The following is a 13,518-nucleotide window of genomic DNA, read 5'->3' on the forward strand; positions in this document are numbered from 1 at the left end:
GGGCGGGCAATCAGATCCGCCGCAACCGCGCGATGAAGAATCCGTCGCAGCCGCCCCGGTCGGCCAGCATCCCCGGCAGGGTGCGGACATAGCCGCCTTCCGCCACCGGCACGCCGTCGGGCAGCGAAGACGCCTCAGGTGGGTCGATCGCATAATCCGGCCGCTTGGCGAGGAAGGCGGCAAGCTGGTCCTCGCCCTCCGCGCGTTCCAGGCTGCACGTCGCATAGACGAGATGGCCGCCCGGCTTCACCCAATCCGCCGCACGCGCGAAGATGCGCGTCTGCAATTGCGCCATCTCCGCGATCACCCGGTCATGGGCGCGATACAGTACGTCGGGATGGCGGCGGAAGATGCCGGTCGCGCTGCACGGCGCGTCGATCAGCACGGCGTCGACCGGCGCCTCCGGCGCCCAGAGCAGCACATCGCCGGCGATCACCTCCGCCTTCAGCCGGGTGCGGAAGAGGTTCTCGCGCAGCCGCTTGATCCGTGCCGGCGAGACGTCGACCGCCGCGACCTGCATCCCGGCGGCGGCGAGCTGCAACGTCTTGCCGCCGGGAGCGGCGCAGAGATCGACGGCCCGTGCCCCCCCGCGCGCGGCGAGCAGCCGGGCGGGCAGCGACGCGGCGATGTCCTGCACCCACCAGCGCCCCTCGGCATAGCCGGGGAGATCGGCGACCGGCGCGGGATCGATCAGCCGGACATGGCCGGGCATCAGGCTGACGCCGCCGAGCGTCTCCGCCCAATGCGCCGTCTCCGCCGGATCGGCGAGCGTCAGGTCGAGCGGCGGCGGCGCGGCGATCGCCGCCTCCGCACCCTCGACCATCGCGTCGCCCCAGGCCTGCTGCCAGCGCGCCTCGACCGGGGAGGGCAACGCCGGCCGCTCGGGCAGCAACACGCCCGAACGCATGATCGCCCCGAACACGCCATGGACCAATTTGCGCGGGCCGCCGTCGACCAGCGGCAGCGCCGTGGCGATCGCGGCATGCTGCGGCGTGCCGAGCACCAGCGCTTGGACCAGCGCGATACGCAGCGCCATCCGCGCCTTGGCATCGTCGGGCAGCGGACGTTCGGTGACGCTGTCGATCAGCGCGTCGAGATCGGGCAGCCGCCGCAGCACCTCCGCCGCGATGGCATGGGCAAGGCCGCGATCGGGTCCGTAGACGTGCCGCGTCGCGCTGACCAAGGCCGATTCCAGCGGCTCGCCGCGGCGGAGCACCGCATCGAGCAGCCGCAGCGCGGCGCGTCGGGTCGCGGTGCCGAGCGGTTCGGCGGTCTTGCCGTGGGTCGGGGCCTTGGGAGATGCGGGTCGCGCCAAACTTGCGTTCCTGATCGAAATACCGATGTAAGGCTCTGCCCTTAGACCGGAGACGCCCGATGGGCCAACGCCCCGCGCATGTGAAGCCGCCCGCCTATCTGTCGAAAAGCCCGCCGCTCCCCAAGCCGGAAGCGTCGAAGCGGCCGGAGAGCGATCCGCTGGGGCAGGACCCGACGCGCTACGGCGATTGGGAGCTCAAGGGCATCGCCATCGATTTTTGAGGCGCTCCGCGCTGCGGGGGGCGGACCCTGTCCGCCAGCGCTCCGTGCGGCTGCCGGCCGTGCCGAAAGACGTTCAGGCCGGTTTTGCCGATCGTCGCTCGTTCGCCAGTGCGATGATCGCCGCCGCCGTCTCCTCGATCGAACGACGGGTCACGTCGATCACCGGCCAGCCGTTGTTGGCGAACAGCCGGCGCGCATAGGCGATCTCGCGCGTCACCGCCTGTTCCTCGACATATGGTGTGTCGGGCTGCTGGTTGAGCGACAGCAGCCGGTTGCGGCGGATCTGGATGAGCCGGTCGGCGCTGGTCGTCAGCCCGACCACCAGCGGCCGCTGCAACGCGAACAGCAGCGGCGGCGGCGGGCTTTCGACGACGATCGGAATATTGGCGGTCTTCCAGCCGCGGTTGGCGAGATAGATCGACGTCGGCGTCTTCGACGATCGCGATACGCCGGCGAGGACGATGTCCGCCTCTTCCCAATCCTCGTGCGCGATGCCGTCGTCGTGCGCGATCGTCCATTGGATCGCATCGACGCGCGCGAAATAGGCGGCGTCGAGCGCGTGCTGGCGACCGGGCCGTGCCTTGGCCTGCTGGCCGAGCAGCCCGGACAAGGCATCATTGACCGGATCGAGCGGCGCCACCGCCGGCAGGCCGAGCGCCAGGCAACGCTGCTCCAGGTTGCGGCGCGTCATCGGGTTGACCAACGTGTAGATGACCAGCCCGGGGTTCTGGGCGATCTCCTGCAGGATGCGCTCGAGATGCGCCTCGGTCCGCACCATCGGCCAGAAATGCCGCACGGTCTCGACGTCGTCATATTGGGCGAGCGCGGCCTTGGCGATGTTCTCCAGCGTCTCGCCGGTGGAGTCCGACAGCAGGTGGAGGTGGAGGCGCATCATCGGTGCAGTGCCTCGAAAGGTGGGCAGCGCTCCGCCACCTTCGTCATTCCCGCGCAGGCGGGGATCCAGACGCGCGGCCGTCGCGCTTCTTTCCCGACCGTCAGCGTGTCTGGATTCCCGCCTGCGCGGGAATGACGGGCGATAGGATGGCGATGCCGATCGCCGGACCGGCACCGATCTGTGGACAACATGGGGAGAACGGATAGGGCAACTCGCCGACCCCGCCAAGCGCCGCTCGCCCCGTGGACAACGCGCATTCCATCCACACCCGCATCCACAAGGCATGGAATTATCCACAGCCTGTGGAAAGCGGGGTCGGCCGATCCGAATCGCACGGGAATCCGCGATCCTTGCCGGTCAAGCTGTGGGTGATTACGGGACGAAACGGCTTATCCCGTTACCCACGTGCCAACCACTTCATCATCCTTTCTTTGAATCTTCTTATATAGGAAGAAAGCCCTGACCGACGTTGTGAACAAGCCGCTGCTGGCGGCGCTGAAGGGCGTTCGACAGCCCGTGCCGCCGATCTGGCTGATGCGTCAGGCGGGCCGGTATCTGCCCGAATATCGTGCGCTGCGGGCGGAGAAGGGCGGCTTCCTCGCGCTCGCCACCGATCCCGTCGCAGCGGCCGAGGTGACGGTGCAGCCGATCCGCCGTTTCGGCTTCGACGGCGCCATCCTCTTTTCCGACATCCTCATGGTGCCCTGGGCGCTCGGCCAGGATCTGACGTTCGGCCCGGGGGAGGGACCGCGGCTGATGCCGCCGCTGGTCGACCATGCCGTCGATGCCCTGGTGCGCACGCCGGCGCGGCTCGACCCGGTCTATGCCACCGTCGCACGCGTCGCGGCCGCATTGCCGCCGACGACCACCTTCCTGGGCTTCGCCGGCTCGCCGTGGACGGTCGCGACCTATATGGTGGCGGGCCAGGGTTCGAAGGACCAGAGCGAGACGCGTGCCTTCGCCTATCGCGATCCGGCCGCATTCGGCGCGATCATCGATGCGATCGTCGCGACCACGATCGACTATCTCGCCCGGCAGATCGAGGCCGGGGTGGAGGCGGTGCAGCTGTTCGACAGCTGGGCGGGCAGCTTGAGCCCGGCGCAGTTCGAACGCTGGGTGATCGCGCCCAATGCCGCGATCGTCGCCGGTCTGCGCGCCCGCTGCCCCGGCGCCTGCATCATCGGCTTTCCCAAGGGGATCGGCGGCAAGCTGCCGGCCTATGCCCGCGAGACGGGGGTGGATGCGATCGGACTGGACGAGACGGTCGATCCCGCCTGGGCCGATGCGGTGTTGCCGGAGGGCATGCCGGTACAGGGCAATCTCGATCCGCTGGCGCTGTTTGCCGGCGGCGCGGCCTTGGACGACGGGATCGATCGCGTTCTGGCCGCCTTTCCGGACCGTCCGCACGTCTTCAATCTGGGCCACGGCATCGGCCAGCACACGCCGATCGCCCATGTCGAGCAGCTGCTCGCGCGGGTGAGGGGGGCCTGAACGTCCCGCCCCATCGTCATGCCGGACTTGTTCCGGCATCCACCGCACCGCATACACCGGGCCCGCCGCGTGCGCGGAGGCGTGGATGCCGGAACGGGTCCGGCATGACGATCAGGGAACATGATCAATGGACTGGCTACAGGCGCATTACCTCTGGCTCGTCGCCGCGCATGTCATCGTCGTGATCTTCTGGATGGCGGGCATGTTCATGCTGCCGCGCTACCTCGTCTATCACCAGGAGGCGCTGGTCGCCGGTCATGCCGATGAGGCGGGCCTGTGGGTGGACCGCGAGGGCAAGTTGCGGCGGATCATCCTGACACCGGCGATGATCGCGGTCTGGGTACTCGGCCTGACCCTCGCCACCGTCGGCCAGCATTGGGGCGGCGGCTGGTTGCATGCCAAGCTGCTGCTGGTGATCCTGCTCTCCGGCTATCATGGCTGGGCGGTCGGCTATGCCCGGCGCCTGGCCAGGGGCGAGATGCGGCTGAGCGGCAGGACGCTGCGCATGCTCAACGAAGTGCCGGCGCTGCTCGCCATCGTGATCGTCGCGCTCGCCTTCGTGAAGCCATTCTGATTTTGCGCTGTCCTACAACGAGGGGCGTCGCTACGATCACACGCGACAAGGTCTTTCTCATCGTTGGAATTTTATTACAAAAGGAGAGCGGTCTCTAGCGCATTCAGGCGTCACTTCTGTCAAGACTCATCGACTTCTGCTCGTTCATCAATGACGTAGCTAAGCCGTCACGACGGCGCTTGACGCACTCGCCGGACGCTCTTACCTCGTAAATCACGCATCACACGGCGTCCTGCCGTGGCGATGCGGTCTCCCCTCAAGCTTCGGCACGTTTTCGCGGTTCCATCGCCCTCGCCAAGCTTCTCTCCCCCTGCCTACGCATCCGGAAAATTTTCCATGCATCTCAAAGATTTGAAGAAAAAGACCCCCGCCGAGCTGGTCAGCATGGCCGAGGAATTGGGGGTCGAGAGCGCCTCCACCCTGCGCAAACAGGATCTGCTGTTCGCGATCCTCAAGGTCCAGGCCGAGAATGGCGACCAGATCATGGGCCTCGGCACGATCGAAGTACTGCCCGACGGCTTCGGCTTCCTGCGCTCGCCCGAGGCGAACTACCTCGCCGGTCCCGACGACATCTATGTCTCGCCCAATCAGGTCCGCAAATGGGGTCTGCGCACTGGTGATACGGTCGAGGGCGAAATCCGCGCGCCGAAGGACGGCGAGCGCTATTTCGCCATCACCCGGCTGACCAGCGTCAATTTCGACGATCCGGACGCCGTCCGCCACCGCGTCAATTTCGACAATCTGACGCCGCTCTATCCCGAAAAGAAGCTGACGCTAGATCCTGCCGATCCGACGCAGAAGGACAAGTCGGCGCGCGTCATCGACATCGTCTCGCCGCAGGGCAAGGGCCAGCGCACGCTGATCGTCGCGCCGCCGCGCGTCGGCAAGACGGTGATGCTGCAGAACATCGCCAAGGCGATTACCGACAATCATCCCGAGGTGTTCCTGCTCGTGCTGCTGATCGACGAGCGGCCCGAGGAAGTCACCGACATGCAGCGCAGCGTGAAGGGCGAGGTCGTTTCCTCGACCTTCGACGAGCCCGCGCAGCGTCACGTCCAGGTCGCCGAAATGGTGATCGAAAAGGCCAAGCGCCTCGTCGAGCACAAGAAGGACGTGGTGATCCTGCTCGACTCGATCACGCGCCTCGGTCGTGCCTACAACACCGTGGTGCCGTCGTCGGGCAAGGTGCTGACCGGCGGTGTCGACGCCAATGCGCTGCAGCGGCCGAAGCGCTTCTTCGGTGCGGCACGCAATATCGAGGAGGGCGGCTCGCTGTCGATCATCGCCACCGCGCTGATCGATACCGGCAGCCGCATGGACGAGGTGATCTTCGAAGAGTTCAAGGGCACCGGCAATTCGGAAATCGTCCTCGACCGCAAGGTCGCCGACAAGCGCGTCTTCCCGGCACTCGACGTCGGTAAGTCCGGCACCCGCAAGGAGGAACTGCTGGTCGACAAGGACAAGCTCAGCAAGCAGTGGGTGCTGCGCCGCATCCTGATGCAGATGGGCACGATCGACGCGATGGAATTCCTGCTCGACAAGATGAAGAATTCGAAGACCAACGAGGATTTCTTCGACAGCATGAACCAATAGCCGACTGCGTCCTGCCGCACGCTGCGGCAGGACTCGCACCGGCCCGGCCGGCGGGTGCCCTTGGGCAACCCGACCGACGACGCGGGCTTCGCCCGCGTCCGCCCGGCACGATCACATCCGGCGCGTGGAGGCTGCATAGCTTTCGCGCGCCGCTTCGTTCATGGAGCACTCATCAACCGGGAGTGAACCAGTGTCCGTCATTGCCATGCTGAGCGCCGCCGCCGCGGCCGCCGGGCCGGGGTCGCCCGGCGAGATCTGGCAGCACATCGTCAACGATTTCTCCAACATCACCTCGCCCGCCGCGCTCGCCGCGTTCGTGCAGGTGCTGATGATCGACGTGGTGCTGGCGGGCGACAATGCGATCGTCGTCGGCGCTCTTGCCGCGGGGCTTCCGGCCGAACAGCGCAAGAAGGTCATCCTGATCGGCATCATCGCGGCACTGGTGCTGCGCATCGCCTTCGCCTTGGTGGTCAGCTGGCTGCTCGGCCTGATCGGCCTGATCTTCGCCGGCGGCGTGCTGCTGCTGTGGGTGGCGTGGAAGATGTGGCGCGAACTGCGTCAGCCGGCCGATCATGACGCGGAAGCCGCCGGGGTGCGCCCGGTCAAGAGCTTCGTCGGCGCCGCCTGGGCCGTCGCCGTCGCCGACGTGTCGATGAGCCTCGACAACGTCCTTGCGGTGGCCGGCGCGGCACGCGAGCATCCCGGCATATTGATCATCGGGCTGCTGCTGTCGGTGGCGTTGATGGGCATCGCGGCCAATCTGATCGCCAAATATATCGAGCGCTACCGCTGGATCGCCTATATCGGCTTGGCGGTGATCGTCTACGTCGCTGGCAAGATGATTTACGAGGGCGTGGTCGATCCGAATGTCGGACTGACCACGCTGTTCCGATGATCCGATAAGGTAAGGGGGGCCGCGGCCCCCCTTTTTATATCAGCCAAGATGGTCGGCGAAGAAGCGGGCGGTGCGCTCGTCCGCCTGCTTGGCCGAGGCGTCGGAGCGGCGCTGACCGAACTCCGTGGCGAAGCCGTGATCCTCGCCGGGATAGTCGTAGAGCGTCACCTTCGGGTGATCGTCCAGCCCTTCGTGCATACGCGCCTGCGCATCCTTGTCGACGAAATGATCCTCCTGCGGCACGTGCAGCAGCACCGGCTTGGCGATCGCATGCTTCTCGGCGAGCAGGCCGTCGATGCCGACGCCATAATAGCCGACGCTGGCGTCGATGTCGGTGCGCGCCGCGGTCATGAAGGCGAGGCGGCCGCCCAGGCAATAGCCGACCGCGCCGACCTTGCCGCCATCGGGCAGCAGCCCGCGGGCGGTGCGGATCGTCGCCTCGATGTCGCGGATCCCCGCATCCTGATCGAACTTGCCCATAAGTTCGAGCGCCTGCTGCATCTCGTGCGGCACGTCGGGATCGAGTTCGACGCCCGGGGCGAAGCGCCAGAACAGTTCCGGTGCGATCGCCAGATAGCCGGCCTCTGCCAGCGTGTCGGCCTTGCGTCGAATGCCGGCATTGATGCCGAAGATTTCCTGAATGACGATGATCGCGGCCTTGGGCGTGCCCTCCGGCTCGGCGACATAGGCCGGGAAATGGCCGTCGTGGTCGAGTGTCTCGATCTGGATGGTCTTGGTCATGGGGTCCTCTCGCGCGGATGGTCCTGGGCGGCTATGCAGAGCCGACGACGGCAGCTCAAGCAGGATCGATGGAGGCACGACGATGAAGGTGACGGTGGACATCGACCTGACTCCGGAAGAGGCACGCCGTGCCTTGGGCCTGCCCGACCTGACGCCGTTGCATGACCGCTATGTCGCGATGCTGCTCGACACGATGAACGGTCAGGTGAAGCCGGAATTGCTCGAAGGCATGATGAAGAGCTGGGCACCGATGGGGGAGGCGGGTCTGTCGATGTGGCGGCAATTGTTCGATCAGGCGAGTGGTGCAGGGCGCAAGGCGGGCGGGTGACCTCAAACCTGACGATCTTCGCGCTATCGAGCGGTGCGCCACCGGCCGGCATCGCGGTCATCCGGGTCAGTGGACCGGCAGCCTTTGCGGCCGTGACGGCACTGGCCGGGACCCTGCCGCCGGCGCGGACCGCGCGGCTGCGATCGCTCCGGGATGACAAGGGCGCCTTGCTCGATCGGGCACTGATCTTGTGTTTTCCCGGACCGGCCAGTGCGACGGGCGAGGATCTGGTCGAGCTGCACTGCCACGGCGGGCGCGCAGTGGTTGCGGCAGTGCTGGCGGCATTGGGCCGGCAATTGAATGTACGACCGGCGCAGCCAGGCGAGTTCACTCGCCGCGCACTGAGTAACGGGCGGATCGATTTGGCGGAAGCGCGCGGCTTGGCCGATCTGTTGAGCGCCGAAACCGAACGTCAGCGCGTCGCGGCGATCTCGGCTGCGGAGGGGGTGGTCAGCCGACAGGTTCGTGCCTGGCTGACGCGACTTAGCGCGCTCGCCGCGCGGGTCGAGGCGCAGCTCGACTTCGCCGATGAGGACGATGTCGCAGGGGATGATGCGGCATTGGTAGCCGTCATCGAGGGGATGAGGACGCTCGCCGACGAATGGCGGACCGTCATCGCCGAACCGCCAGTGGAGCGCTTGCGCGACGGCCTGTTGGTGGTGCTGGCCGGGCCGCCGAACAGCGGCAAATCGACGCTAATCAATCTGCTCAGCCAGCGCGACGTCGCGATCGTCAGCGATATCGCGGGCACAACGCGCGATCGGATCGAGGTGGCGCTGGTCAGAGATGGGCTGGCCTATCGGCTAACGGACACGGCGGGACTGACCGAGACCGTCGATCCCATAGAGCGGATCGGCGTGACGCGGGCGGGCGATGCGATCGAGCAGGCGGACATTCTGTTGTGGCTGGGCGACGACGCCCCGCCACGCGCCGACGCTGTCCGTGTTTATGCACGGGCGGATCAACCGGGTCGTGTGGAAATGCCAGCCGATCGTGATGTTGCGGTGCGGCAGGATCAACCGGCCACGATCAATGCATTGTGGTCGATCATCCATACGCGGGCCGAAGCCTTGGTACCGCGGATCGATGCGATCTCCTTCCGGGCTCAGGAGCGGACGGCACTGCAACAGGCGTTCGAAGCGATGGCGACACCGGAAGACGATACGGTGCTGGTCGCCGAGCAGTTGCGGGTCGCCAGCCGGTTGCTCGCCACCATCCTCGGTGTCGATGCGACGGAGGCAATGCTCGACTCGCTATTCGGTCAATTCTGCGTCGGAAAGTGATGTTCCACGTGGAACACTTTTGACGTGATCCGGTGCGTCGCTTAGGCGCATTGCATCATGTTCGATGTCATAATTGTCGGTGGCGGTCACGCCGGCACGGAAGCCGCCGCGGCGGCCGCGCGTCGTGGCGCGAGGACAGCATTAGTCAGTTTCGAAGCGCGGCATATCGGCGCCATGTCGTGCAACCCGGCGATCGGCGGGCTGGGCAAGGGGCATATCGTCCGCGAGGTCGATGCTTTTGACGGACTGATCGCGCGGGCAGCGGATGCCGCCGCTATCCATTACCGCATGCTCAACCGGAGCAAGGGTGCGGCGGTTCAGGGGCCGCGAATCCAAGCCGATCGCCGCCTCTATTCGCGAGCCATCCAGAGCTTGCTTGCGGCCGAGCCGAGGCTGACCGTTATCGAGTGTGATGTCGACGCCCTGTCGATCGGCCACGGCGGTCACGTTGACGGAGTCGTACTCGCCGACGGCAGCCGGATTGCCGGCAGGACGGTGGTGCTCGCCACCGGCACCTTCCTGGGTGCCCGGATGTTTCGTGGCGATGATCGAGAAGAGGGTGGCCGGGTTGGCGAACGGCCAGCGAAGCGGCTCGGCGAGCAATTGCGCGCGCTCGGCCTGCCCATGGCGCGGCTGAAGACCGGCACGCCGCCACGGCTGGATGCACGGACGATCGACTGGGCGAGCCTGGAGGAGCAGGCGTCCGACGCCGAGCCGTGGACGATGTCTCCGATGACGGCACGTCGGCTCCACCCGCAGATCGCCTGCGCCGTTACGCGGACCGGGACACGGACGCATGACGTCATCCGCGGCGGGCTCGACCGATCGCCCCTGTTCGGCGGCGCAATCGAGGGGCAGGGGCCCCGTTATTGTCCGTCGATCGAAGACAAGATCCTCCGCTTCGGCGATCGCGATGGTCATCAGGTGTTCCTAGAGCCGGAGGGCCTGAACGACCCCATCGTCTATCCCAATGGCCTGTCGACGTCGCTGCCGGTCGATCTTCAGCTGGCGATGATTGCGAGCATTCCTGGCCTGGAGCGGGCGCGGATCACCATGGCCGGCTACGCCGTGGAATATGATTATTGCGATCCGCGCGCGCTCGATCGCCAACTGGCATTGGCGGCCATCCCCGGCGTGTTCTGCGCGGGGCAGATCAACGGCACCACCGGCTATGAAGAGGCGGCAGGGCAGGGGTTGATCGCCGGCCTCAACGCCGCGGCCTATGCCTGTGACATGGCACCCTGCGTCCTGGATCGCGGAACCAGCTATCTCGGTGTGATGATCGACGACCTCGTTTTGCAGGGCGTGACCGAGCCGTATCGGATGTTGACGGCGCGTGCCGAATATCGACTATCCCTGCGTGCCGACAATGCCGAGACGCGACTTGGCGAACAGGCCGAACATTTGGGCTGCCTCGGCGCCGACCGACGCCGTCACCGTCAACGGCGATTGCAGGCGCGGGCTCGCGCGGAAGCAGCGCTGGCGTCGACCTTCACCGCGTCCAGCCTCGCTTTGCAGGGTCTCGCGGTCGCTCAGGATGGCAGCCGGCGATCCGCCTACGAATGGCTCCGCATACCCGGAGTGACGATGGCGGCGCTGGTGCCGGGTATCGATGAGATCGCCCCTGCCGACGTGCTATCGGAGATTGCGGAGGATGCGCGCTATGCCCCCTATCTGGAGCGGCAGGCTGACGAAATCGCCGCGCTCCGCCGGGACGAGAACGTGCGCTTGCCGACGGCGATCGACTTCGCCGCGGTTCCGGGCCTGTCGAACGAGATGATCGACCGATTGAGCAAGGCTCGGCCGGAGACACTGGGCGCGGCCGGCCGCATCCGGGGTATTACGCCAGCGGCACTCTCGGCCATCTACCTGCATGCGCAAAGGACGGCGGCATGACCGAAGAGGAAGCGCGCGGCTGGATCGCGGCGAAGTTCGGCGAGACGCTGTGCGCGCAAGTCGGTGCCTTTCTCGATATGGTGCGGGCGGAAAATGCTCAGCAGAACCTGATCGCACCTTCGACGATCGACGCGCTGTGGCTTCGCCACGCGCTCGATTCCGCGCAGCTGGTCGATCATGCCGGGTCGGGGGCGAGAGACTGGCTTGACGTCGGGACGGGCGGCGGCTTCCCAGGTATGGTGGTGGCCATCCTGTTCGACGGCGAGGTGACGATGGTTGAGCCGCGCCGCCGCCGCGCACTGTTCTTGAATGAATGTGTCGAGAAACTCGGCCTGTCTGGCGCGACGGTCCGCGCCTCCAGGGTCGAGCAGGTTGAGGGTCGATACGATGTGATCAGCGCTCGGGCGGTGGCGTCGGTCGAAAAGCTTTTGCATGCGGCGGCACATTGCGCCAGATCGGACACGCGCTGGGTCCTGCCGCGTGGGCGGATCGAGCCAGAACAGCTACAGATGCTGCGGCGTGATCGAGGATGGGTGTTTCACGTGAAACAAAGCCTGACCTCCGCAGACTCATCGATCCTCTTGGTGGAGCGCAAATCGTGACCTGTATCGCGGTGGCCAATCAAAAGGGCGGGGTGGGTAAGACCACCAGCGCTATCAATCTCGGTACGGCACTCGCCGCGACGGGAAAGCGGGTGCTGCTGATCGATCTAGACCCCCAAGGCAATGCTTCGACGGGCCTTGGCATCGGCCAAGCGCAGCGGCAGCGATCGAGTTATCATGTGCTGATCGGCGAAGCACAGATCGACGAAGCCGTGGTGACGACCAAGGTTCCGCGGCTTGATATCGTGCCGGCGACGGTGGACCTGTCCGGCGCGGAGATAGAATTGGTCGAGTTCGATGCGCGGACACATCGGCTCGATCACGCCCTGCGACGGGCCCAGGGGGTGTGGGACATCATCCTGGTCGACTGCCCGCCATCGCTGGGCTTGCTGACGATCAACGCCATGGTTGCGGCGGACAAGTTGCTCGTGCCGCTGCAATGCGAATTCTTCGCGCTGGAGGGGTTGTCCCAGTTGCTGACCACGGTGGAGCGTATCCGCGAACGATTCAATCCAGGGCTGGCGATCCTAGGCGTCGCGTTGACCATGTATGATCGCCGGAACAGGCTGACCGACCAGGTGTCTGCCGATGTGCGTGCGGTGCTCGGCCGCGTTGTCTTTGACACGGTGATCCCGCGCAACGTGCGCCTGTCCGAGGCGCCGAGCCATGGCCTGCCGGCGCTGATCTACGATCACCGATGCTCGGGATCGCAGGCCTATATCGATCTCGCGCGTGAACTGATCGCCCGCTTGCCGGCTCCGGCGGTTGCGGCATGAGTGACGGCGGCAAGCGGAATCGGCCGGGTGGGCTCGGTCGGGGCCTCAGCGCCCTGCTCGGCGAGATGGCGAACGAAGCGCCGGTCGCACCGGGCAACAAAGCGGCGATACCATCGGGTGTACGGATGCTGCCGGTCAGCGCGCTGTCGCCCCACCCGGATCAGCCGCGGCGTCATTTCGACGAGGCGGCGCTGAACGAACTGGCGGCGTCGATCGCGGCGCGTGGCCTGATCCAACCGATCGTCGTCCGCCCGCACGGCCACGATTACCAGATCGTCGCGGGGGAGCGGCGCTGGCGCGCGGCACAGCGGGCAAGGCTGCACGAGGTGCCGGTCGTCGTCCGCGAGTTCGACGATGCGCAAACGCTCGAAATCGCTCTGATCGAGAACATCCAGCGTCAGGATCTCAACGCGATCGAAGAGGCGCAGGCCTATCAGCGGCTCGCCGGCGAATATGGTCACACGCAGGACGCGCTCGCGAAGATCGTCCACAAGTCTCGCAGCCATGTCGCCAATCTGCTGCGCCTGCTCGAACTGCCCGATGCGGTGCAGGCGCGGGTCACCGACGGGTCGCTGTCGATGGGCCATGCGCGGGCGCTGCTCGGCGCGCGTGACGTCGAGGCGCTGGCGGAGCAGGTCGTCGCCCGTGGTTTGACGGTCCGCGAGACGGAGAAGCTCGCCAAGGGTGCGAAACCAGAACGGCCGGGTGGCCGCCCCGCCAACGCGGAGCGCACCGCGGGGGCGGAGCCGGATGCCGATATCGCTGCGCTCGAACGGCAATTGTCCGACCTGCTTGGTCTCAACGTCCGCATCGCCCATCACGACAAGGGCGGCACGCTGACGCTCGGCTATTCGACGCTCGACCAGCTCGACATGGTGTGCCAGCGGCTGACGGGCGATACGATCTGA

15 protein-coding genes are annotated in these 13,518 nt (G+C 66.4%); 11 read left to right on the forward strand and 4 right to left on the reverse strand.

The annotated features are described in order from the left end of the window. Positions 1–10: 10 nt before the first annotated feature. Positions 11–1,315 (reverse strand): RsmB/NOP family class I SAM-dependent RNA methyltransferase, encoded by a 1,305-nt coding sequence (locus D9601_RS09970; protein ID WP_198353847.1) that lies wholly within the window; start codon positions 1,313–1,315, stop codon positions 11–13. Positions 1,316–1,374: 59 nt separating this feature from the next. On the opposite strand from D9601_RS09970, the gene D9601_RS09975 reads away from it, so the two are divergent. Next, positions 1,375–1,536 carry a DUF1674 domain-containing protein gene (locus D9601_RS09975; RefSeq protein WP_198353848.1) on the forward strand — a complete coding sequence of 54 codons (162 nt, stop codon included), beginning with the start codon at positions 1,375–1,377 and terminating at the stop codon, positions 1,534–1,536. 73 nt (positions 1,537–1,609) lie between these two features. Here D9601_RS09975 and D9601_RS09980 read toward each other — a convergent pair whose 3' ends face one another. Together D9601_RS09980 and D9601_RS09985 are read right to left on the reverse strand one after the other, a co-directional pair. Then, positions 1,610–2,431, reverse strand: coding sequence for a pyruvate, water dikinase regulatory protein (locus tag D9601_RS09980; protein WP_198353849.1), 822 nt, complete (start codon positions 2,429–2,431; stop codon positions 1,610–1,612). A gap of 100 nt (positions 2,432–2,531) precedes the next feature. Beyond that, positions 2,532–2,705 (reverse strand): hypothetical protein, encoded by a 174-nt coding sequence (locus D9601_RS09985; RefSeq protein ID WP_198353850.1) that lies wholly within the window; start codon positions 2,703–2,705, stop codon positions 2,532–2,534. Between the two features lie 197 nt (positions 2,706–2,902). Between D9601_RS09985 and hemE the strand changes: the two genes are divergently transcribed. From hemE to D9601_RS10005, 4 genes are all read left to right on the forward strand, one after another. Further along, positions 2,903–3,922, forward strand: a complete 1,020-nt coding sequence (gene hemE / locus D9601_RS09990) for a uroporphyrinogen decarboxylase (protein ID WP_198353851.1) — start codon at positions 2,903–2,905, stop codon at positions 3,920–3,922. Positions 3,923–4,049: 127 nt separating this feature from the next. Continuing rightward, entirely contained in the window at positions 4,050–4,496 is a 447-nt protein-coding gene (locus D9601_RS09995; protein WP_198353852.1) for a CopD family protein, read from the forward strand. 336 nt (positions 4,497–4,832) lie between these two features. Next, a complete protein-coding gene (gene rho / locus D9601_RS10000) occupies positions 4,833–6,089 on the forward strand; it encodes a transcription termination factor Rho (RefSeq protein ID WP_198353853.1) in 1,257 nt (418 codons plus the stop codon). A gap of 205 nt (positions 6,090–6,294) precedes the next feature. Beyond that, entirely contained in the window at positions 6,295–6,984 is a 690-nt protein-coding gene (locus tag D9601_RS10005) for a TerC family protein (RefSeq protein WP_198354447.1), read from the forward strand. A gap of 39 nt (positions 6,985–7,023) precedes the next feature. Here D9601_RS10005 and D9601_RS10010 read toward each other — a convergent pair whose 3' ends face one another. Next, on the reverse strand, positions 7,024–7,725 hold the full coding sequence (locus tag D9601_RS10010) for a dienelactone hydrolase family protein (RefSeq protein ID WP_198353854.1): 702 nt from the start codon (positions 7,723–7,725) through the stop codon (positions 7,024–7,026). Positions 7,726–7,807: 82 nt separating this feature from the next. Here D9601_RS10010 and D9601_RS10015 point away from each other — a divergent pair, with 82 nt between their 5' ends. Genes D9601_RS10015 through D9601_RS10040 form a run of 6 tightly spaced genes read left to right on the forward strand, consistent with a single transcriptional unit; the run spans position 7,808 to position 13,518 of the window. After that, complete coding sequence (locus D9601_RS10015) at positions 7,808–8,053, forward strand: DUF6489 family protein (protein WP_198353855.1); 246 nt, start codon at positions 7,808–7,810, stop codon at positions 8,051–8,053. Beyond that, the gene (mnmE, locus tag D9601_RS10020; RefSeq protein ID WP_198353856.1) at positions 8,050–9,336 is read left to right on the forward strand and encodes a tRNA uridine-5-carboxymethylaminomethyl(34) synthesis GTPase MnmE; all 1,287 of its coding nucleotides are present in this window, start codon (positions 8,050–8,052) and stop codon (positions 9,334–9,336) included. Before D9601_RS10015 ends, mnmE begins: the two co-directional genes overlap by 4 nt. A 57-nt stretch (positions 9,337–9,393) precedes the next feature. Further along, complete coding sequence (mnmG, locus tag D9601_RS10025; RefSeq protein ID WP_198353857.1) at positions 9,394–11,232, forward strand: tRNA uridine-5-carboxymethylaminomethyl(34) synthesis enzyme MnmG; 1,839 nt, start codon at positions 9,394–9,396, stop codon at positions 11,230–11,232. Further along, the gene (gene rsmG / locus D9601_RS10030; RefSeq protein ID WP_198353858.1) at positions 11,229–11,834 is read left to right on the forward strand and encodes a 16S rRNA (guanine(527)-N(7))-methyltransferase RsmG; all 606 of its coding nucleotides are present in this window, start codon (positions 11,229–11,231) and stop codon (positions 11,832–11,834) included. Before mnmG ends, rsmG begins: the two co-directional genes overlap by 4 nt. Next, positions 11,831–12,610 (forward strand): ParA family protein, encoded by a 780-nt coding sequence (locus D9601_RS10035; RefSeq protein ID WP_332837966.1) that lies wholly within the window; start codon positions 11,831–11,833, stop codon positions 12,608–12,610. Before rsmG ends, D9601_RS10035 begins: the two co-directional genes overlap by 4 nt. Then, entirely contained in the window at positions 12,607–13,518 is a 912-nt protein-coding gene (locus D9601_RS10040) for a ParB/RepB/Spo0J family partition protein (protein ID WP_198353859.1), read from the forward strand. Before D9601_RS10035 ends, D9601_RS10040 begins: the two co-directional genes overlap by 4 nt.

The organism is Sphingomonas sp. MA1305 (genome assembly GCF_016107325.1).
GTDB lineage: Bacteria > Pseudomonadota > Alphaproteobacteria > Sphingomonadales > Sphingomonadaceae > Sphingomonas.

Coding starts and splice junctions, on each gene's coding strand:
- D9601_RS09975 (WP_198353848.1), top strand. CDS start 1,375: ATGGGCCAACGCCCCGCGCATGTGAAGCCGCCCGCCTATCTGTCGAAA.
- D9601_RS09980 (WP_198353849.1), bottom strand. CDS start 2,431: ATGATGCGCCTCCACCTCCACCTGCTGTCGGACTCCACCGGCGAGACG.
- D9601_RS09985 (WP_198353850.1), bottom strand. CDS start 2,705: ATGCGGGTGTGGATGGAATGCGCGTTGTCCACGGGGCGAGCGGCGCTT.
- D9601_RS09995 (WP_198353852.1), top strand. CDS start 4,050: ATGGACTGGCTACAGGCGCATTACCTCTGGCTCGTCGCCGCGCATGTC.
- rho (WP_198353853.1), top strand. CDS start 4,833: ATGCATCTCAAAGATTTGAAGAAAAAGACCCCCGCCGAGCTGGTCAGC.
- D9601_RS10005 (WP_198354447.1), top strand. CDS start 6,295: ATGCTGAGCGCCGCCGCCGCGGCCGCCGGGCCGGGGTCGCCCGGCGAG.
- D9601_RS10010 (WP_198353854.1), bottom strand. CDS start 7,725: ATGACCAAGACCATCCAGATCGAGACACTCGACCACGACGGCCATTTC.
- D9601_RS10015 (WP_198353855.1), top strand. CDS start 7,808: ATGAAGGTGACGGTGGACATCGACCTGACTCCGGAAGAGGCACGCCGT.
- mnmG (WP_198353857.1), top strand. CDS start 9,394: ATGTTCGATGTCATAATTGTCGGTGGCGGTCACGCCGGCACGGAAGCC.
- rsmG (WP_198353858.1), top strand. CDS start 11,229: ATGACCGAAGAGGAAGCGCGCGGCTGGATCGCGGCGAAGTTCGGCGAG.
- D9601_RS10040 (WP_198353859.1), top strand. CDS start 12,607: ATGAGTGACGGCGGCAAGCGGAATCGGCCGGGTGGGCTCGGTCGGGGC.